Below are 23,430 nucleotides of genomic sequence, written 5' to 3'. Positions count from 1 at the left end.
AATTAAGGTGCCTTAAGAAAAATAATGAAAAAACTAAATGTTTTTCATATAGTTTTCATTTTTTGTGTTATAATTAAGGTGCCTTAAGAAAAATATTAAGGTGCCTTAAGAAAAATAATGAAAAAACTAAATGTTTTTCATATAGTTTTCATTGTTTTAATAGTTTAAAGTCAATCTTATTTTTCTCTAATAGAAAATAATGAAAAAGTAGGTTTAGAAAGAGGTAAGTATCTATGTCTTCTCATAAAAAAGTGTCACTCTCTGAGATTAATCAATCTATCGATACTCCAAATAACAATCATTTCTGGCAAAATTTAAAGGCCTTTTTAGGTCCGGGTGCTCTTGTCGCAGTTGGTTATATGGATCCAGGAAACTGGATTACCAGTGTAGTCGGTGGTGCTTCCTATAAGTATAGTCTCTTGTTTGTTATCTTGATTTCATCTCTCATTGCCATGCAACTTCAGCAGATGGCAGGAAAGCTTGGTATTGTAACCCAGATGGACCTGGCTCAAGCAACGGCTCATCATTCACCTAAATGGCTTCGTTATAGTCTATGGGTGATTTTGGAATTGGCCTTGATGGCGACAGATTTGGCAGAAGTTCTAGGTTCAGCCATTGCCCTAAATCTTCTCTTTAAGATTCCGATTATGATAGCCATTCTCTTGACTGTGTTGGATGTTTTTCTCTTATTGCTCCTGATGAAGTTTGGCTTTAAGAAGATAGAAGCTATCGTGACAACGCTGATTTTAACGATTCTAGCAATCTTTACCTATCTGGTAGCTTTATCACATCCAAGCTTCCAAGGAATCGTTGAAGGTTATTTGCCAAATGCAACCTTGTTTGAGAGTCCTCTGCCTGGACATGAAAGTCAATTAACCTTGGCGCTGGGGATTGTGGGTGCGACAGTGATGCCCCATAACCTCTATTTACATTCTTCCTTGTCTCAAACTCGGAAAATCAATCACAAGGACAAGAATGATTTGCGAAAAGCCGTTCGTTTTATGACTTGGGATTCTAATCTCCAGTTATCCTTGGCCTTTGTGGTTAACTCCCTTCTTTTGATCTTAGGGGCGGCTCTCTTTTTCGGACATGCATCTGAGATTTCTGCTTTCTCTCAAATGTATAATGCCTTGCAGGATTCAACCATTGCGGGAGCTATAGCTAGCTCAACCTTATCAACCTTGTTTGCCTTGGCCCTATTAGCCAGTGGTCAGAATTCGACTATCACAGGTACCTTGACAGGACAAATCGTTATGGAAGGTTTCTTACATATGCGATTGCCTCAGTGGTTCATTCGTTTGGCGACTCGTCTCTTTGCCTTACTGCCTGTCATGATAGTAGCAGTTTTGTTTGGTCATCAGGAAAAAACCTTGGATCAGTTATTGGTCTATTCACAGGTCTTTCTTTCTATCGCTCTTCCATTTTCAATCTTCCCCTTGATTTATCTCACTTCAAAAAAATCAGTGATGGGAGAATTTACCAATGCCAAGTGGAATACTATCCTTGGTTATATTGTTTCCATTATCTTAACTGTCCTCAATGTGAAATTGCTATTTGATATTTTTTAAGGACCTTTTAACGTGAATTAGAAAAAAATCACCCAAGAGTTAACTCTCGGGTGATTTTTTGCAATTTAAATCTTTGATAGACGAAAATCCATTATAAAAAGCTGCATGAAGATGCAGCCACACTATAGCTACGGAAGACATGGGATTCGAACCCACGCACGCTTTCACACGCCTACCGCGTTTCCAACACGGCCTCTTAAGCCTCTTGAGTAATCTTCCAATCCTTACTAAAATAGTTTATCATAAAGGCAAGTATCTTGCAATTAAAATTCAAACAATTGGCAAAATGATAGAAAATGAAAGAAAATGATAAAAAGTGCTTGACTTTGCTATTTTTTGTGATAGAATGATTATTGTAATCGTTAACAGGAGGTGAGTAAGTGCTAAAAACTGAGAGAAAAAAGTTGATTTTAGAGGAGCTGGGTAAACATAAAGTCGTTACTTTAGAGAAATTAGTAGGCTTGCTAGATACTTCAGAATCAACAGTTAGACGCGATTTAGATGAATTGGAGTCTGAAAATAAACTTCGCCGAGTGCATGGAGGAGCAGAGTTGCCTCATTCCTTGCAAGAAGAAGAAACCATTCAAGAAAAATCTGTCAAAAACCTTCAAGAGAAAAAGTTGATTGCTCAAAAGGCAGCTTCCCTCATCAAAGAAAAAGATGTTATCTTTGTGGATGCAGGAAGTACGACAGCCTTTCTCATTAAAGAATTGGAGCGAAAAGACATTACTGTTGTGACTAACTCCATTCACCATGCGGTTCAATTAGTGGATAAGCAAATCCCGACAGTTATCATTGGCGGTGGGGTTAAAATGACGACTGATGCCAGCATCGGAGGAGTAGCTCTTAACCAGATTAACCAACTGCACTTTGACCGTGCCTTTATCGGAATGAACGGTGTAGATGAAGGTTATTATACAACTCCAGATATGGAGGAGGGAGCGGTTAAGCGAGCTATTTTGGAAAATGCTAAACAGACTTATGTCTTGGCGGATTCGTCCAAGATTGGCCAGTCTTGTTTTGCTAAAGTAGCTCCTATAAAACGTGCTATTGTCATTACAAGCAAGGGTCATGAGCTCTTGCCAGCTATCAAAGAGAAAACGGAGGTAATAGAAGTATGATTTATACAGTCACACTCAATCCATCTATTGACTACATTGTCCGTCTGGACAAAGTGGAAGTTGGTAGTGTCAATCGCATGGACAGTGATGATAAGTTTGCTGGTGGTAAAGGTATCAATGTTAGCCGTGTCTTGAAGCGTCTGGATATTCCAAATACAGCGACAGGCTTCATCGGAGGCTTTACAGGTAAATTTATCACAGATACTTTAGCTGAAGAACAAATTGAAACCCGATTTGTCCAAGTGGCAGAGGATACGCGTATCAATGTCAAGATCAAAGCAGACCAAGAAACAGAAATCAATGGGACTGGTCCTACTGTTGAAGCTGAACAACTTGAAGAGTTAAAAGCTATTCTTTCAAGTTTAACAGCAGAAGATACAGTGGTATTTGCTGGTTCAAGTGCTAAAAACTTAGGCAATGTCATCTATAAGGATTTGATTGCCTTGACTCGTCAAACGGGTGCTCAAGTGGTCTGTGACTTTGAAGGTAAGACCTTGATCGATAGTTTGGATTATCAACCTCTTTTGGTCAAACCAAACAATCATGAACTGGGAGCTATCTTTGGAGTCAAGCTTGAAAGCTTAGATGAGATTGAAAAATACGCTCGAGAATTGCTAGCTAAAGGTGCTCAAAACGTTATTATCTCTATGGCTGGCGATGGTGCCCTTCTGGTAACATCAGAGGGAGCTTACTTTGCTAAACCGATCAAGGGAACAGTGAAAAACTCAGTTGGGGCTGGTGACTCTATGGTTGCTGGATTTACTGGTGAGTTTGTCAAATCAAAAGACGCAGTAGAAGCCTTCAAATGGGGAGTGGCTTGTGGAACAGCAACCACCTTCTCAGATGACTTGGCGACTGCAGCATTTATCAAAGAGACTTATGAAAAAGTTGAGGTAGAAAAAAGATGAAAATTCAGGATTTATTGAGAAAAGACGTTATGTTGCTAGATTTACAAGCAACTGAAAAAACAGCAGCTATCGAAGAAATGATTCATAGCTTGGTTGAACACGGATACGTGTCAGATTTTGAAACTTTTAAAGAAGGAATCTTAGCGCGTGAAGCTTTGACTTCTACAGGCTTGGGCGACGGTATCGCTATGCCTCACAGCAAAAATGCTGCTGTAAAGGAAGCGACAGTTCTCTTTGCTAAGTCGAACAAGGGTGTTGACTACGAAAGTTTAGACGGACAAGCAACTGACCTCTTCTTTATGATTGCTGCTCCAGAAGGTGCCAATGATACTCACTTGGCTGCCTTGGCAGAATTGTCTCAATACTTGATGAAAGACGGCTTTGCTGATAAACTTCGTCAAGTAACATCAGCTGATCAAGTCATTGACCTCTTTGACCAAGCTTCAGAAAAAGCTCAAGAACCAGTTCAAGCTCCTGCGAATGAATCTGGTGACTTTATCGTAGCAGTTACAGCTTGTACAACAGGAATTGCCCACACATACATGGCACAAGAAGCTCTTCAAAAAGTGGCCGCGGAAATGGGTGTCGGTATCAAGGTTGAAACCAATGGTGCTAGCGGTGTTGGTAACAAATTGACATCAGAAGATATTCGTAAGGCTAAAGCTGTTATCATCGCTGCAGATAAGGCAGTTGAAATGGATCGTTTCGATGGCAAACCATTGGTAAATCGTCCAGTTGCAGATGGTATTCGTAAGACAGAAGAGTTGATCAACTTGGCTCTTTCTGGTAATGCTGAAGTCTACCGAGCTGCTAATGGAGCGCAAGCTTCAACAGCATCTAATGAAAAACAAAGTCTAGGTGGTGCCTTCTACAAACACTTGATGAGTGGTGTATCACAAATGTTGCCATTCGTTATCGGTGGTGGTATCATGATTGCCCTCGCCTTCTTGATTGATGGTGCTTTGGGGGTTCCAAATGAGAGCCTTGGAAATCTTGGTTCTTACCATGAACTCGCTTCTATGTTCATGAAAATCGGTGGATCAGCCTTTGGTTTGATGCTTCCAGTATTTGCAGGATATGTTGCTTACTCAATCGCTGAAAAACCAGGTTTGGTAGCAGGTTTCGTAGCTGGAGCTATTGCCAAAGAAGGTTTTGCCTTTGGTAAAATCCCTTATGCTCAAGGTGGTGAAGCAACTTCAGCTCTTGCAGGTGTATCATCAGGTTTCCTAGGAGCTCTTGTTGGTGGATTTATCGCTGGTGCCTTGGTACTTTTGGTTAAGAAATACGTGAAGCTTCCACGTTCACTTGAAGGTGCTAAATCAATCCTTCTCTTGCCACTTCTTGGAACAGTCTTGACAGGATTTGTTATGCTTGCTGTTAACATCCCAATGGCAGCAATCAACACTGCAATGAACGACTTCCTTTCAGGTCTTGGAGGCGGTTCAGCTGTCCTTCTTGGTATCGTTCTTGGAGGAATGATGGCTGTCGATATGGGTGGACCTGTCAATAAAGCAGCTTATGTCTTTGGTACGGGTACTCTTGCAGCAACAGTGTCAACAGGTGGTTCAGTAGCTATGGCAGCAGTTATGGCTGGAGGAATGGTTCCACCACTTGCGATCTTCGTTGCAACACTTCTTTTCAAAGATAAATTTACTAAAGAAGAACGCAACTCTGGTTTGACTAACATCGTTATGGGCTTGTCATTCATCACTGAAGGAGCGATTCCATTTGGTGCGGCTGACCCAGCTCGTGCTATCCCAAGTTTTATCCTTGGTTCAGCAGTGGCAGGTGGACTTGTTGGTCTTGCAGGTATCAAACTGATGGCACCTCACGGAGGAATCTTCGTTATCGCCCTTACAACAAATGCCCTTCTTTACCTTGTCTTTGTCTTGATTGGAGCACTTGTTAGTGGTGTAGTTTATGGTTACCTTCGTAAACCTTTAGAAAAATAATTACAAATACATTCAAATGACTGAACACGAAAGTGGGCAGTCATTTTTTTGATTTTTCTAGATGTTTCTGAAATATGGTATAATAGAAGAATGGCAAACAAAAATACAAATAAAACAAGACGGAGACCGTCAAAAGCTGAATTAGAAAGAAAGCAAGCTATCCAACGGATGTTAATTTCCTTAGTCATAGCTTTTTGCTTAATGTTCGCTGCTCTGAAATTAGGAGCAGTGGGACTCACCCTCTATAACCTTATTCGATTACTAGTAGGAAGTCTGGCTTATCTGGTCATTGTTGTCGTCCTAGTCTATCTTTTTCTTTTTAAATGGATTCGGAAGCGAGAAGGTCTGATCTCAGGTTTTCTTTGCATTTTTTCAGGTTTATTACTGATTTTTGAAGCTTATCTAGTATGGAAATATGGCATCGAGCAGTCTGTCTTTAAGGGAACTTTAGCCCAAGTTTTGACAGATTTGACAGGTTTTCGTGTGACTAGCTTTGCTGGGGGAGGGCTGCTAGGTGTTGCCCTTTATATTCCAGTCGCCTTTCTTTTTTCAAATATTGGTACTTACTTTATCGGAGCTATCTTAATCTTGATTGGTGCTCTTCTAGTCAGTCCTTGGTCTGTCTATGACGTTGCTGATTTCCTTGGAGCACGTTTTGCCCTTTGGATGGAGCGACGCGAGCAGAAGAAACAGGAACGTTTTATCAAACGAGAAGAAGAAAAGGCACGAAGAGAAGCAGAAGAGCAAGCAAGACTAGAAAAAGAACAAGCAGAGCAAGCCTTATTGGATATACCTCCTGTTGATATGGAAACTGGCGAGATTTTAGAAGCTCCCCCTGTTCACTTTGATGATTTACCACCTCTTCCAGAGGAAGAATGGGTAGAACCTGAAATTATTCTCCCTCAAGCAGACTATGAAGTTCCTAGCGAAGTTGACATTCCAGAGGAAGATGAGTTCTTAGAGGATGAGGATGTTGAGGTAGATTTTTCTGCTAAAAAAGCTTTAGAGTACAAACTCCCCAGCTTGCAACTTTTTGCACCCGATAAGCCCAAAGACCAGTCCAAGGAAAAGAAAATCGTTCGCGAAAACATCAAGATTTTGGAAGAAACCTTTGCAAGTTTTGGTATCAAGGTAACGGTTGAACGTGCTGAAATTGGTCCATCCGTTACCAAGTACGAAGTCAAGCCAGCAGTTGGTGTTCGTGTCAATCGCATTTCCAATCTAGCAGATGACTTGGCTCTGGCCTTGGCTGCGAAAGATGTCCGCATCGAAGCTCCAATTCCAGGGAAATCCTTGGTCGGGATTGAAGTGCCTAACTCTGAAATTGCGACCGTATCTTTCCGAGAACTCTGGGAACAATCGCAAACAAAACCAGAAAATCTCCTAGAAATTCCTCTTGGGAAAGCCGTTAATGGTACAGCCCGTAGTTTCGACCTTGCTAAAATGCCTCACTTGCTAGTAGCTGGTTCGACTGGGTCTGGTAAATCTGTTGCAGTCAATGGTATCATTGCAAGTATTCTCATGAAGGCGCGTCCAGACCAAGTCAAGTTTATGATGGTGGATCCGAAGATGGTTGAGTTGTCAGTCTATAATGATATTCCTCATCTTTTGATTCCGGTTGTGACCAATCCTCGTAAGGCCAGCAAGGCCCTTCAAAAAGTCGTGGATGAGATGGAAAATCGCTATGAACTCTTTGCCAAAATTGGGGTTCGTAATATTGCTGGTTTCAATGCTAAGGTGGAGGAATTCAACGCTCAATCTGAGTACAAACAAGTACCTCTTCCTTTGATTGTTGTAATTGTCGATGAGTTAGCTGACCTCATGATGGTAGCCAGCAAGGAAGTAGAAGATGCTATTATCCGTCTTGGACAGAAGGCGCGTGCAGCTGGTATTCATATGATTCTTGCGACGCAGCGTCCGTCGGTTGATGTTATCTCTGGTCTGATTAAGGCTAATGTACCGTCTCGTGTGGCCTTTGCTGTTTCATCAGGAACGGATTCTCGAACTATCTTAGATGAAAATGGTGCTGAGAAACTTCTGGGTCGAGGAGATATGCTCTTTAAACCAATCGATGAAAACCATCCTGTTCGACTGCAAGGCTCCTTTATCTCAGATGATGATGTTGAGCGTATTGTTAGCTTTATCAAGGCTCAGGCAGATGCGGATTATGATGACAGCTTTGATCCCGGAGAGGTTTCTGAGACAGAAGGTGAGTCTGGCACAGGAGATGAAGGTGGAGATCCGCTATTTGAAGAAGCTAAGGCTTTGGTTATTGAAACCCAAAAAGCAAGTGCTTCCATGATTCAACGTCGATTATCAGTTGGTTTTAACCGAGCAACTCGCTTGATGGAAGAATTAGAGTTTGCTGGAGTTATCGGACCTGCAGAAGGAACGAAGCCGCGAAAGGTTTTACAACAATAAAAAACGTAAAAATAGTATAAAAATGCATGGAAACTTTATTAAAAAGTTAGTCAAAATTGGTCTAACTTTTTAGATGAAGTTTCCTTTTTTGTGGCTATTTCTTTAGAAATAAAGCCATCTGAAAATCGTTTCAGACTTGCCCAATAATTGGATTTTACTTTTACTAGTTTTACCTATTAAACTATTGATTTTTCAAACTGTTTTTGATATATTAAATTGGTATAGAAAAAATTATATGTTTATCCAGAAGTGTTTAAAAATTGAGGAGGATATTTTTTTAAAACAAAATGCAAACGCTTACTTGGTAAACTGAAAGGAACAAAAAAACTGATGGATAAAGGATTATTTGAAAAACGTTGCAAATATAGTATTCGGAAATTTTCATTAGGGGTTGCTTCTGTTATGATTGGTGCAGCTTTCTTTGGAACTAGCACTGTTCTCGCAGATTCTGGACAAACAGGTTCAACAGCGAATATGCCAGCTGATTTGGCGGCAGCTCTTGCCAATGCTAAAGAGGATGATGGGCATGACTTTGAAGCGCCAAAACCTGGTGAAGATCAGGGTTCTCCTGAAGTAACTGAAGGACCAAAGACTGAAGAAGAATTGCTGGCAAAAGAAAAAGAAACTGCAACTGCAACAAGCTCAGCAGCTTCAGATACTCTTCCTGAAGAACTACGTGGAAAACTTGATAAGGCTGAAGAAAATGGTCGCACTGCCTCAAAAGAAGAACTAGAAAAAGAAGATAAAAGCTTAGTTCCAGAAGAAGTAGCTAAAACAAAAAATGGGGTATTAAACTACGGTGCGACTGTCGAAATTAAAAGCTCTGCTGGGCTCGGTAGTGGTATCGTTATCGGGGAAAATCTCGTTTTGTCTGTTTCTCATAACTTTATCAAAGATGTTCCAGATGGCAATAATCGTAAGGTAGCTGATAATGTTGAAAGTGATGACGATGTTTACACAATTTCTTACCAAGGCGCTCCAGACGTCAAATTCAGTAAAAATGATGTAAAACACTGGGATCGTGAAGGATTCCTCAAAGGATATAAAAATGACTTGGCAATCGTTAAGCTTCGTACACCTCTTGCAAATGCACCAGTTGAAGTGACTGACAAGCCTGCTACAACTAAGGTAGGAGATAAGGTTCATGTATTTGGCTATCCAAAAGGCGAACTTGATCCGATTCTGAATACAACTGTTGAGGATATTAACAATCACGGAGAAGGTGTTCGTGGCATTAGCTATCAAGGAAGTGAACCAGGTGCTAGTGGTGGCGGTATTTTCGATGAAAATGGGAAATTGATTGGTATTCACCAAAATGGTGTATCTGGTAAACGGAGTGGAGGTATTCTCTTCTCACCTGCTCAGCTAGAATGGATTCAAAACTACATCAAGGGTATTGAAACAACGAAACCAGCTGGTCTAGATGCTCTCGATAAACAAGTTGAGGACAAGGAAGAAAAACCAAAAGAGGATAAACCTAAGGAAGATAAGCCAAAAGAAGAAACACCAGCAGAAAATAAACCAGCTGAGAACAAGCCAGCAGAAAATAAACCTGCTGAAAACAAGCCAGCTGAGAATAAACCAGCTGAATCAAAAGAAGTTTCTCCAGAATGGAAAACAGTTGAAAATAAAGACCAACAGGGAACAGTAACAATCCGTGAAGAAAATGGAGTTCGTTACAACCAACTAGCTTCAACTGCTCAAAATGACAATGGTAAGAAACCAGCCTTGTTTGAAAAAGATGGTTTGACAGTCGATGCTAATGGAAATGCCACAGTCGATTTGACCTTTAAAGAAGAATCTGAAACAGGTAAATCACGCTTTGGTGTCTTCATGAAATTCAAAGACACTGATAACAACGTTTTTGTAGGTTATGACCAAGGCGGATGGTTCTGGGAATACAAGTCAAATGGAAGTGGACTTTGGTACCAAGGTGGACGTGTTGCAGCTCCTGTTAATGGCTCAACCAACCACTTGACCATCAGTCTTAAATCAGATGGACAACTTAACGCAACAAACAATGATGTCAAACTTTTTGACACACTTACCTTACCATCTGCTGTAAATGACAAGCTCAAAGATGAGAAGAAAATCGTTCTTAAGGCTGGAAGCTATAGCAGTGAGAGAACCATTGTCAATGTTAAAACAGATGACCAAGAAGGCGTGAAAAACGACCAAGAGGCTGCTGAAAAAGAAAAAGGTGATACAGTAGACGATAGCAAAGTCAAATATGACACGATCGAATCTACAGTATTGAAAGCAGTCATCGACCAAGCCTTCCCACGTATTAAAGAGTACGTCCTTAATGGTAACAAGCTCCCAGGTCAAGTGCAACCGATTAATCAAGTTGTGATTAACAAGCACGCTGTGACTCCTGAAGTTACCTATAAGAAGGTCAATGCAACGACTGCCGAGTATGAAATGAAACTCCGTGATGAGGAAAATCTCATCAATGCAGATATGACCGTTCGTTTGCAAGTGGTGGACAACCAACTTCACTTTGATGTGACTAAGATTATCAACCATAACCAAGTTACACCAGGACAAAAGATTGATGACGAACGTAAATTACTTTCTTCAATCAGCTTCCTAGGAAATGCCTTGGTATCTGTTTCAAGCGATCAAGCGGGAGCGAAGTTTGATGGGGCAACCATGTCAAACAATACTCACGTCAGTGGTGATGACCATATCGAAGTAACAAATCCAATGAAAGAATTAGCCAAAGGCTATATGTACGGATTTGTTTCAACAGATAAACTCGCTGCTGGTGTATGGAGTAACTCGCAAAATAGCTACGGTGGTGGTTCTTACGACTGGACACGTTTGACAGCTTATAAGAATACGATTGGCAATGCTAACTACGTGGAAATTCATAGCTCTGAATGGCAATGGGAAAAAGCCCACAATGGAGTTGTCTTCCCAGCATACACTCAAGAACTTCCAAGTGCAAAAGTTGTCATCACAGAAGATGCCAATGCTGACCATAAAGTTGACTGGCAAGATGGTGCGATTGCTTACCGTAGCATCATGAACAACCCTCAAGGTTGGGAAAAAGTCAAAGATATTACAGCTTACCGTATCGCTATGAACTTTGGTTCACAAGCGCAGAACCCATTCCTCATGACCTTGGATGGTATCAAGAAGATCAACCTCCATACAGATGGTCTTGGTCAAGGTGTACTCCTTAAAGGATACGGAAGTGAAGGACATGACTCTGGTCACTTGAACTACGCGGACATCGGTAAACGTATCGGTGGTGTTGAAGACTTTAAGACTCTTATTGAGAAAGCTAAGAAATACGGTGCCCACCTCGGTATCCACGTCAACGCTTCAGAAACTTATCCAGAGTCTAAATACTTTAATGAAGATATTCTTCGTAAAAATGCAGATGGTAGCTACAGCTACGGTTGGAACTGGCTTGACCAAGGTATCAACATTGATGCTGGTTATGACCTCGCTCATGGGCGTCTAGCTCGTTGGGAAGAGTTGAAGAAAGAGTTGGGTGAAGGTCTAGACTTCATCTACGTCGACGTTTGGGGTAACGGTCAATCAGGTGACAACGGTGCCTGGGCAACTCATGTTATTGCTAAAGAAATTAACAAACAAGGTTGGCGATTTGCTATTGAGTGGGGCCATGGTGGTGAATATGATTCTACCTTCCAACACTGGGCAGCTGACTTAACCTATGGTGGCTATACAAATAAAGGTATTAACAGTGCCATCACTCGCTTTATCCGTAACCACCAAAAAGATTCTTGGGTTGGGGACTACAGAAGTTATGGTGGTGCAGCTGACTACCCACTTCTAGGCGGTTATAGCATGAAGGACTTCGAAGGATGGCAAGGACGTAGTGATTATAACGGTTATGTAACCAACTTGTTTGCTCATGACGTTATGACTAAGTTCTTCCAACACTTCACAGTCAGCAAATGGGAAGATGGTAAACCAGTAACCATGACTGACAATGGTAGTACCTATAAATGGACTCCAGAAATGAAAGTTGAGTTGGTCGATGCTGCAAATAACAAGGTTGTGGTAACTCGTAAATCCAATGATGTCAACAGTCCACAATATCGTGAACGAATTGTTACGCTTAACGATCGTGTGATTCAAGATGGTTCAGCCTACTTGACACCTTGGAACTGGGATGCAAATGGTAATAAGCTTGAAAGTGACAAGGAAAAAATGTACTACTTCAATACTGAAGCAGGTGCAACAACTTGGACACTTCCTAGCGACTGGGCAAATGGTAAGGTTTACCTTTATAAACTAACTGACCAAGGTAAGACTGAGGAAAAAGAAGTTGCCGTGAAAGACGGTAAGATTACCCTTGACCTCACTGCAAATCAGCCATATGTTCTCTATCGTTCTAAACAAACAAATCCAGAAATGTCATGGAGTGAAGGAATGCACATCTATGACCAAGGATTTAACAGTGAATCTTTGGATCATTGGAAGATTTCGGGAGATGCTTCTAAGGCTGAAATCGTGAAGTCTCAAGGTGCAAACCAAATGCTCCGCATCCAAGGCAATAAAGAAAAAGTTAGTCTCACTCAAAAATTGACTGGCTTGAAGCCAAATACTAAATACGCAGTCTATGTCGGTGTAGACAACCGTAGTAATGCTAAAGCAAGTATTACCGTTAATACTGGTGAAAAAGAAGTAACCAACTACACCAACAAGTCACTAGCTCTTAACTATGTAAAAGCCTATGCTCACAATACTCGTCGAAGTAATGCAACAGTTGATAACACAAGTTACTTCCAAAATATGTATGCTTTCTTCACAACAGGTTCAGATGTATCAAATGTAACCTTGACCTTGAGTCGTGAAGCAGGCGATGAAGCAACTTACTTTGATGAAATCCGTACTTTTGAAAATGAATCAAATATGTACGGGGATGGTCACGATACTGCAACAGGCGTCTTCAAACAAGACTTTGAAAATGTTGGTCAAGGTATCTTCCCATTTGTCATCGGTGGTATCGAAGGTGTTGAAGACAACCGTACTCACTTGTCTGAAAAACATGGACCATACACACAACGTGATTGGAATGGCAAGAAAGTTGATGACGTTATCGAAGGAAATTGGTCACTCAAGACAAATGGTCTCGTAAGTCGTCGTAACTTGGTTTACCAAACAATTCCACAAAACTTCCGCTTTGAAGCAGGCAAGACCTATCGTATTACATTTGACTATGAAGCTGGATCTGACAATACTTATGCCTTTGTAGTCGGTAAGGGAGAATTCCAATCTGGTCAAACGAACAATATGGAAGTGCATGAATTGCCAAATACTTGGACAGATTCTAAGAAAGCGAAACGTGCAACCTTCCTAGTAACAGGTGCAGAAACTGGCGATACATGGGTAGGTATCTACTCTACAGGCAATGCAAGTAACACTCGCGGAGACTCAGGTGGTAATGCTAACTTCCGTGGCTACAATGACTTCATCATGGACAGACTTCAAATCGAAGAAATTGTCTTGACTGGTAAGATGATGACAGAAAATGCTGTCAAGAACTATCTTCCAACTGTTGCTATGACCAACTACACCAAAGAAACAATGGATGCTTTGAAAGAAGCAGTCTTCAACCTCAGCCAAGCAGACGATGATATAAGTGTAGAAGAAGCTAAGTCTGAAATTGCTAAGGTCAATGCTCTTAAAGATGCTTTAGTGATGAAGAAAACAGCTCTTGTAGCAGATGACTTTTCAAGCCTAAGTGCTCCTGCTCAGGCTCAAGAAGGTCTTGAAAATGCCTTTGATGGCAACGTGTCAAGCCTATGGCATACATCATGGAGCGGAGGAGATGTTGGTAAACCTGCAACTATGGTCTTGAAGGAACCAACTGAAATCACAGGCTTCCGTTATGTTCCGCGTGGTTCAGGTTCAAATGGTAACTTGAGAGATGTGACTCTTGTAGTAACGGATGAAACAGGTAAGGAACATACCTTCAATGCAACCAATTGGGCTGATAACAATAAGCCAAAAGATATCGACTTTGGCAAGACTATCAAAGCTAAGAAGATTGTCCTAACAGGAACAAGAACTTACGGAGATGGTGGCAATAGATATCAATCTGCTGCAGAATTGATCTTCGCTCGTCCACAAGTTGCTGAAACTGGTCTTGATACTACAGCTTATGAAGCAGCCTTGGCTAAAGCTCAAAAATTGACTGATAAGAGCAATCAAGAGGAAGTAGCAAGTGTTGTTGCCAGCATGAAATTTGCAACAGATAATCATCTCTTGACAAATAGAATGCTTGAATACTTTGCAGATTATCTCGACCAATTGAAAGACCAAACACCTACTCCAACTCCAGATCCAGAACCAACTCCAAAACCTAAACCTGAAACTCCAACTTCAAGCAAGGGTGACGAAGTTGCGCCAGTTGTTGACCTTCCAGAATTCACAGGTGGTGTAAATGGTGTTGAAGCCGCAATCCATGAAGTTCCAGAGTACACAGAACCAATCGGTACAGCAGGCGATGAAGCAGCCCCAGTTGTAGAGGTTCCAGAATACACTGGCGTTCTTGGCACAGCAGGCGATGAAGCAGCCCCAGTTGTAGAGGTTCCAGAATACACTGGAGTTCTTGGCACAGCAGGCGATGAAGCAGCCCCAGTTGTAGAGGTTCCAGAATACACTGGAGTTCTTGGCACAGCAGGCGATGAAGCAGCCCCAGTTGTAGAGGTTCCAGAATACACTGGCGTTCTTGGCACAGCGGGCGATGAAGCAGCCCCAGTTGTAGAGGTTCCAGAATACACTGGCGTTCTTGGCACAGCGGGCGATGAAGCAGCGCCAGTTGTAGAGGTTCCAGAATACACTGGAGTTCTTGGCACAGCAGGCGATGAAGCAGCGCCAGTTGTAGAACTTCCAGAGTATACAGGAGTAGTTGGAACGGCAGGAGAAGAAGTAGCTGTAAATGAAGTTCCAGAATTCAAGGGTGGAGTTAACGTAGCAGAAGCAGCTGTGAGCCAAGCACCAGAATTCACAGGTGGTGTAAATGGTACCGAATCCGCAATTCATGAAGTACCAGAGTTTACCGGAGGTGTGAATGGAAGTGATGGCGCAATCCATGAAATTCCAGAATACAAAGGCCAAATTGGTACAGTAGGTAACCAACCTGCCCCTGTAGTGGAAAAACCAGAGTATCGAGAAGATTTAGTAGAGAATAAAGATACATCTAAAGAGTCACATTCAAATGTTCTTCCAAATACGGGTGAATATAATTCTGAAACAGCTCTCTTCATCGCTAGTGTCAGCATGGCAGTTTCAGCAGCACTCTTAGCTGTCAAAAGAAAAGAAGATTAAAATACAAAAAAGTTTTCAATAAAAGAGAGCTTAGACTCCACAATCATTGTCGTGGAGAAAAAGAAAACCCAGAGAGGACCCTCTAGGTCCTCTCTTTTTCTAAAGAGGAATGAGAACGCTTACCACTTGTGAGCGTATGAAAGGAAATAGGAAAAAATGGGAAAACATTTTTTTGAGAAACGGTGTCATTACAGTATACGTAAATTTACAATCGGCGCAGCTTCTGTTATGATTGGTGCCAGTATCTTTGGAGCTAGTGTGGTTCAGGCTGCTGAAACAGAAGGACCTGCAGAGACAGAAGGTACGGTAACACAGGCTCAGCCTCTGGATAAACTGCCAGCAGATATAGCAGCAGCTATTGAAAAAGCAGAAGCGAGTGCTGGAACTGTAGATGATCAACCTGCAGCGTCAGAAACTGGAGCAACTGCAGCTGAAACAACTACTCCAAAACCAACTGAAACTCCTGCTCCTAAGGAAGAAGTAGCTTCAAAACCAGCTACAAATCCTAAAGAGGAAGCAGCTTCTGAGGCGAAACTAGTTGCAAGTCCTGCGACTAAAGATGTAGTAGATACACCAGATGTCAATCATCTAGAAAAGGCGACTGCAACAGCTTCAAACCATGAAGCCAACACACCATTTACAGCAGAAAAGGCAATTGATGGCAAACCTGATACTCGTTGGGCTACTGACCAAAACGTTGAGAAACCAACAATCGAATTTACACTTGAGAAAACAACTGTAATTAAGCATGTGGAAATTGATTGGGATCGCCGTCTTCGTGGTCAACAAAATGATCCAAATATCAAATCTTGGAATCTCTACTATGCTGGTCAAGATGATGTAAATGGTTCAGGAGCAAAAGAATGGAAGTTGGCTCATCAAAGAACAGGAACACCTGTACTTGATGAAAAGGTTGACTTAAAAGAAGCTATCCAAGCCAAATACCTTAAACTTGAAATCACAGACTATCAAGCTGGTACAATGAACTGGAAAAATGTTGGGATTCAAGAAATTCGTGCCTACTCAAACATTCCAGACGCTAGCAAACCGACAGATATTCGTCAAGTTACAGAATTAACAGTTGCTGAAGATGGAAAATCACTTGTATTGCCTAAATTACCTGGTCAAGTTAGCTTGATTGGTAGCAACAAACAGGGGGTTGTTGATCTTAATAACAAAATCTACAAACCCCTAACAGACCAACGTGTGAAAGTTATGGTTCAACAGATTAAGGATAGCCATACCTTCACAAAAGAATTTGAAGTTCTTATTAAAGGATTACATGCAGACGAAGGTGTTGGAACCAAACCAGCAGTTGCGCCAGCAGTCCAACAATGGTATGGAACTGAAGGGAAAACTTCTATTACTTCAGAAACTGTCATTTCAGTTGGAGATTCTGGATTTGACAAAGAAGCGAAGTTCTATCAAACAGACCTTGAAAATCGTGGTTTGGAAGTCGCAACAGGTGGTCAAGAAGCACAAAGCCGCATTGAGTTTAAAAAGGTTGAAAACAAGGGCTATGGAAAAGAAGGCTATGGTATCACCATTAAAGATGGAGTTATCACTGTAGAAGCTGCAACGAACGCAGGTGCCTTTTATGCTACTCGTACTCTTCTTCAGATGGGAGAAAAAGACTTACAGAACGGTGAAATCCGTGACTTTCCAAGCTTCAGTCACCGTGGTTTCATGCTAGACACAGGTCGTAAGTTTATCCCTTATGATACGCTTGTAGATATCATGCTCAACATGGCCTACTACAAAATGAATGATCTTCAGTTACACTTGAATGACAACTATATCTTCCTAAAAGATCACTTGGCTGGTAAAAATCTTTCTCAAGATGAAGAACTAGATTATGTTCTTAAAAATGCCAAGACAGGCTTCCGTGTAGAAACGGATGTTGTTGGTGAGAATGGTGAAAAATTAACATCAAAAGAGCATTACACCAAGGAAGAAATGCAACAGATCATTAGACTTGCTAAAGACTTGCATATCAACCTTGTTCCTGAAATTGATACACCAGGTCACGCCCTCTCATTTGTTAAAGTTCGTCCAGATTTGATGTATAAGGGACAACTTAGTGCGAGAAAACACAATGTAGAACGTGTAGCTATGCTAGACCTGGATAACAAGTACGAAGAAACGCTTGCTTTTGTCAAATCAGTCTATGATAAATTGCTCGATGGCGAAGACGCACCGCTCCATGGTGTATCTACAGTTCATATCGGTACAGATGAGTACTATGGAAGTCCAGAAAGTTATCGTCGCTATGTCAATGACCTCATCAAGTATATCAAAGGCAAGGGCTTAACACCACGTATTTGGGGTTCACTCTCTGCTAAACAAGGAACTACGCCAGTTGATTGGAAAGATGTAGAAGTGGATATCTGGAGTCTGGGATGGCAACGCCCAGCAGCTGCCATTGCTCAAGGTGCTAAGATTATCAATATCACAGATATTCCAACCTATAGTGTTCCAAGCGGAAGCAATAGTCAAGGTGGTTACGGAGACTATGCAAGTTATGAGCGCCAATACAATAGTTGGACTCCAAATGACTTTACAACAGGTGGAGGACCACGCCTAGAAGCATCTAATCCAAATATCATCGGTGGTGGTCACGCTGTATGGAATGACAATATTGACCTTCACGAAACTGGACTTACTTCTTACGATATCTTTAAACGCTTCTTCAAGAGTATGCAAACAACTGCAGAACGCACTTGGGGTTCAGACCGTGCAGCCAAGACCTATGCAGAACGTGTTCAACCAGCAAGTGTTTATGCACCGCAATCTAACCCTGATAAAACAGTAGAAGAAAGCGACTTGTTCAAGATCAATCCAGAAACTATCAAAGATTATCTTGCTAAGAAAGTACAGAAGACTGAAGCAGGTTTGAACTTCGAAAAAGATAGTACTATCGAAGGCCTAGTTGGTGATGCTGGACCAAGTCATGTCTTGAAATTAGATGTTACTGTAACTGGTGATGGTGAACAAACCTTCTCAACTAGTGGAGACAACCAACTTTATCTTGCGGATAAGGATGGCTACTTAGCTTATACTTTTGAACAATTCCATATTCAATTCAACAAGAAACTTGAAAAGAATAAACGTTATCAAATCTCTGTTGTAACGAAACCACAATCGACAGAAGTTTATGTAGATGGTGAAAAGGTTGAACGGATTGCAAATCCAGCTAATCCTCGTTTTGCTCATAACAGCTTAGTTTTGCCGCTTGAAACAATCGGTGGTTTCAAAGGAATCTTGCATAGTGCTGAGTTGTCAAATGAACCATTCGTCAATCCACGTTTGATTCCAAATGATCATTTTACAGTTTCTGCAACTAGTCAAGAATTACCAGGTACCAATGCAGAAGGTCCAGTAGAAAAAGCCTTCGACAATGATCCAAACACCTTCTGGCATTCAAAATGGTCTGGACATCAAGCACCATTCACAGTTGCTATGAACTTGAAAGCAAGTGAAAAAGTTAATGGTTTGACTTATCTTCCACGTCCAGGTGGTGGTAATGGTGTCGTGACATCTTATGAAATATATGCTCAAAAAGATGGTCAGATGGTTAAAGTTGCTTCAGGAACTTGGGAAAACAATGCCAAAGAGAAAACAGTGAACTTTGATGCAGTTGAAACGGATAAGGTAGAGTTAAAAGTTCTAGCAGGTGTTGCAGGATTTGGTAGTGCTGCAGAAATTCAACTTCTGAAACCAGTTTCTATTACCAATGCAGAAGAGCCAGTTAGTCCAAAAACACCTAAAGTTGAGGAAATGGGTGATGGTACAACTGAACTTGCTGATAACTTTGTAGCTAGTAAGCCAACAAGTGATGAAACAGTTGCTGCAGCAGCGAAAAGTCAAGATTACCTTAAGAAAGAGTACAAGGTCTTCCCAACGCCACAAAAAGTAACTTACGATGAGGGTGTTACAAAACTCCATAAACAAGTCAATCTTGTTATGGGGGATAATTTGGATATCTATACTCGTAACCGCTTGAAGAGTGTTTTACAAGATCATCAAATCTCATACACAAGTAGTCAATCAGCAGTGGCAGGTGCTACCAATATCTACCTTGGTGTTCATGGTCAAAATTCACAGGCTGAAAAAGAAGTGTCTGGAATTTCTCAAGGACTCTTTGATAAGATTGATGCCTATGCCTTATCAATCAAAAACAATACAATCTCTATCGTCGGTAAAGATACAGATGCTGTCTTCTACGGTTTGACAACTCTTAAACACATGCTGAATGAAAGTGAAGCTCCAGTCTTGCGTAACGTAACAGTTGAAGACTATGCTGAAATTAAGAACCGTGGCTTTATCGAAGGATACTATGGTAACCCTTGGAGCAATGCTGATCGTGCTGAGTTGATGCGTTATGGTGGTGACTTGAAGTTGACCCAATACTTCTTTGCACCAAAAGATGATCCATATCACAACAAGAAATGGCGTGAACTTTATCCAGAAGAAAAACTAGCTGAAATTCGTGAATTGGCGCGTGTTGGAAACCAAAACAAGACTCGTTATGTGTGGACCATCCATCCATTCATGAATAACCGTATCCGTTTTGGTAATGATGCTGACTACCAAAAAGACCTTGAAACCATTAAAGCTAAGTTCACTCAATTGATGGATGTCGGTGTCCGTGAGTTCGGTATTCTAGCCGATGATGCTCCAAGTCCAGTTGGTGGCTACAATAGCTATAACCGCTTAATGAAGGACATGACAGATTGGTTGACTGAAAAACAAGCAACTTATGTTGGCCTTCGTAAGGAAATGATCTTCGTTCCAGGTCAATATTGGGGTAATGGACGTGAAGATGAGTTGAAATCACTCAACGAAAATCTTCCAAGTTCAACTTCTATGACCCTTACTGGTGGTAAGATTTGGGGTGAAGTGTCTGAAAGCTTCCTCTCTAACCTCAAGAATAACCTGACTGCAGGAGGGAAGACCTACCGACCAGTTTCTCTATGGGTAAACTGGCCTGTTACAGATAACTCTAAACAACACTTGATCTTGGGTGGCGGTGAGAAATTCCTTCATCCAAATGTGGACCCAAGCCTCCTTTCAGGTATCATGTTGAACCCAATGCAACAATCTGAACCTTCTAAGATTGCCCTCTTCTCTGCAGCTCAGTATGCATGGAAACAATGGAAGTCTGAAGAAGAAGCTAAGAAAGTAAATGACATCGCCTTCAACTTTGTTGAAACAGGTAAGTTTAGTGACAGTGAAACATCTGTTGCCTTCCGTGAACTTGGTAAACATATGATCAACCAAAACATGGATGGTCGTGTTGTGAAGTTGGAAGAATCTGTTGAACTTGCACCGAAATTGGCGACCTTCATGTCTAAGTTGAAAGCTGGTCAAGATGTTGGTGCAGAGCGTGAAGGCTTGCGTGCAGAATTTGCTAAACTAAAAGCTGCAGCACAACTTTATAAAGCATCTGGTGACGAAAAGATGCGTGCTCAAATCCACTATTGGTTGGATAATACTATTGACCAAATGGACGCCTTGAGTGCTCTTCTTGATGGTACAGAAGCTATTGAAAAGAACGATTCTGCAAAACTTTGGGATAGTTACTATAAGGGCTTGAAACTCTACGAACAATCACAAACTTATACCTTCCACTATGTAGACCATGATGAAAGAGCTGAGTTGGGTGTTCAACATATCCGTCCATTCTTGCTTGGCCTTCGTGAAATCCTTGCAACAGAAGTCCAAAAAGCCTTGCATCCTGACCAAGTGATTAGTACCCTTATCACAAACCGTACAGGTGTCGAAGGTGGACTTGCTGAAGTGACTGACGGAGATTTAGGAACACATGCCCTTATCAAGTCACCAAATAGCATTCAAACTGGTGACTACATTGGTTTGAAATTTAATAAGGCTGTTTCAGTTCAAAACTTGACCTTTGCAATGGGAACTCAAGCAAATCCTCGTGATACCTTTAACAACGCTAAGGTTGAGTATCTCAATGAAAATGATGAGTGGGTAACACTTTCAGAACCAAGCTACACTGGTAATGAGCCTCTGCTTAAATTTGAAAATCTCAATATCAATGCTAAAGCTGTTCGAATGATTGCAACTTCAGATCGTGAGAACACTTGGTTTGCGGTAAGAGAAATTGCTGTTAACCGTCCTGTAGAAGTTACTCGTACTAAACAGTCAGCTACTGTGACTATCAGTCCAAATCTTATGTACAAGTACAACACAACAGTTGGTCAAATTACAGACGGACGTGATAATACTGAAGCCATGCTTGCAAATGCTGATAGAACAGACACAACTCCAGTCAATGGTTGGGTACAACTTGACTTGGGTGAAGTCAAACCTGTGACCAAGGTTCGTCTAGTTCAAGGAACAGGAGACAAATTGGCAGAAGGTGTTCTTGAATATTCTGCAGATGGTAGCTCATGGCAAGAGTTGGATCGCTTGACTGGTGAACAAACTAAAGAAATCGAAACTCCAATTTCAGCTCGCTACGTCCGTGTTCGCAATACTAAGAACATCAACCTATGGTGGCGTATCGCTGACTTCTCAGTTGAAACACGTGCAGGCAATAGCGAATTGACTGATACAAACGTTGAAAGCCTGAAGTCAACTCCAGTCTATGACAGCCTAGGCCGTTATGAGCTTCAAATTCCAAGCGGAACTAAGCTTCCAGCTAATAGCTACTTGGGTATGAAACTTGATCGTCTCCACCAAGCTGAAAGCATTCAAGCACTTGGTATTGAAAATCCATCCCTCAACTTGGAATACTCTCCAAATGCTCAAGAATGGTATCCAGCTGATCAAGTGACTGATAAGTCCTTGGTACGTTATGTTCGTCTAGTTAATAAGACTGATCAAGAACAAGCAGTAACAGCAACATCTCTACTTGTTAAGACAAAAGAAGTTCAACCAACGACACTTGATTCTACATCAATGGGAATCCACCCAACATACGGTCGAAATGACGTTCGTAAGATCAAGAACTTGGATCAATTATTCGATGGTGTTTACAATAACTTTGTAGAGTTCTCAGACTATGCTCGTAAAGACGGTCATATCACTTTGAAACTTGGTAGCGAACGCGACATTAAGAAGATTAGAGCTTACATTCAAGACGGTACTCAAAATTATCTTCGTGATGGTAAGATTCAAGTCAGTCAAGATGGTAAGACTTGGACAGATCTTGTGACAGTTGGTGATGGTGCTGCCAATGAAACACGTGATGATTCCTTGACAGATGGTTGGACACATGATTCTAAGATGCCAGGAAACCGCTATATTGAGGGTGAACTTTCAAGCCCAGTTAAAGCCAACTATCTCCGTGTTCTATATACAGCAGACTATAATGCTCGTTTTGTAGGCTTCACTGAGTTGGTAATCAATGATGGTGAATTTGTGAAGCCAATTAATGATCCAACTGTAGAAGGAAACAGCGGTGAAAGCCAAGGTAACCTCTACACCAACCTCGTAGATGGTAAAGTCTTGACCAGCTACAAGGCTGAGAAAGAGCAAGGTGAGCTTGTTTACCACTTGTCAGAACCGACAGATGTCAACCATATCCGACTTGTTTCAAGTCTTCCGCAAGGAGTGAAGGTCCGAGTATTGGCTCGAACTCTTAAATCAGATAAAAGAAATTCTTGGTCAGAAATAGGTGAGATTACCTCAAGCTTCCAAACATTTGCTGTCCGAGATAAATCTCCATTATTGGATGTGAAACTTGTTTGGGAAGGTGGCAAACCAGAGTTCTACGAAATGACGACATTCCACCAAGAACTTCCAGAAGAACCAGCCAAACCAGCTCCAACTACAAGTAAGGGTGATGAACCAGCTTCAGTAGTAGAAGTCCCAGAATTTACTGGTGGCGTAAATGGTGTTGAAGCAGCTGTTCAAGAAGTTCCAGAATACACTGAAGTTATTGGCACAGCAGGTGACGAACCAGCACCAGTAGTAGAAGTCCCAGAATTTACTGGTGGCGTAAATGGTGATGAAGCAGCTGTTCAAGAAGTTCCAGAATACACTGAAGCTATTGGCACAGCAGGTGATGAGGCAGCACCAGTAGTAGAAGTCCCAGAATTTACTGGTGGCGTAAATGGTGATGAAGCAGCTATTCAAGAAGTTCCAGAATATACTGAAGCTATTGGCACAGCAGGTGATG

Annotated in this window: 7 protein-coding genes and 1 tRNA gene; 7 read left to right on the top strand and 1 reads right to left on the bottom strand. The window is 41.4% G+C overall.

Features of this window, described 5'->3' with window-relative positions; translation table 11 throughout:
* The first annotated feature begins 233 nt into the window (after positions 1 to 233).
* On the top strand, positions 234 to 1,568 hold the full coding sequence (locus O3611_RS08215; RefSeq protein ID WP_371608329.1) for an Nramp family divalent metal transporter: 1,335 nt from the start codon (positions 234 to 236) through the stop codon (positions 1,566 to 1,568).
* Between the two features lie 131 nt (positions 1,569 to 1,699).
* Here O3611_RS08215 and O3611_RS08210 read toward each other — a convergent pair.
* Positions 1,700 to 1,787 (bottom strand) — tRNA-Ser (locus O3611_RS08210).
* A 161-nt stretch (positions 1,788 to 1,948) separates the two neighbouring features.
* On the opposite strand from O3611_RS08210, the gene O3611_RS08205 reads away from it, so the two are divergent.
* The 6 genes from O3611_RS08205 to O3611_RS08180 all read left to right on the top strand — a co-directional run.
* Positions 1,949 to 2,689, top strand: a complete 741-nt coding sequence (locus O3611_RS08205) for a DeoR/GlpR family DNA-binding transcription regulator (RefSeq protein ID WP_371608328.1) — start codon at positions 1,949 to 1,951, stop codon at positions 2,687 to 2,689.
* On the top strand, positions 2,686 to 3,597 hold the full coding sequence (pfkB, locus tag O3611_RS08200; protein ID WP_371608327.1) for a 1-phosphofructokinase: 912 nt from the start codon (positions 2,686 to 2,688) through the stop codon (positions 3,595 to 3,597). Before O3611_RS08205 ends, pfkB begins: the two co-directional genes overlap by 4 nt.
* On the top strand, positions 3,594 to 5,549 hold the full coding sequence (locus tag O3611_RS08195) for a fructose-specific PTS transporter subunit EIIC (protein ID WP_371608326.1): 1,956 nt from the start codon (positions 3,594 to 3,596) through the stop codon (positions 5,547 to 5,549). Before pfkB ends, O3611_RS08195 begins: the two co-directional genes overlap by 4 nt.
* Before the next feature lie 90 nt (positions 5,550 to 5,639).
* Positions 5,640 to 7,970 (top strand): DNA translocase FtsK, encoded by a 2,331-nt coding sequence (locus O3611_RS08190; protein ID WP_371608325.1) that lies wholly within the window; start codon positions 5,640 to 5,642, stop codon positions 7,968 to 7,970.
* A gap of 330 nt (positions 7,971 to 8,300) precedes the next feature.
* On the top strand, positions 8,301 to 15,281 hold the full coding sequence (locus O3611_RS08185; RefSeq protein ID WP_371608324.1) for a SpGH101 family endo-alpha-N-acetylgalactosaminidase: 6,981 nt from the start codon (positions 8,301 to 8,303) through the stop codon (positions 15,279 to 15,281).
* 156 nt (positions 15,282 to 15,437) lie between these two features.
* Positions 15,438 to 23,430, top strand: a 7,993-nt coding sequence (locus tag O3611_RS08180) for an SIALI-17 repeat-containing surface protein (protein WP_371608323.1), incomplete at its 3' end; no start/stop codon positions are given.

Source organism: Streptococcus sp. 27098_8_91, assembly GCF_041432385.1.
GTDB lineage: Bacteria > Bacillota > Bacilli > Lactobacillales > Streptococcaceae > Streptococcus.
Note: the sequence above shows the minus strand (reverse complement) of the source record. Positions and strands in the feature narration are given on the sequence as shown.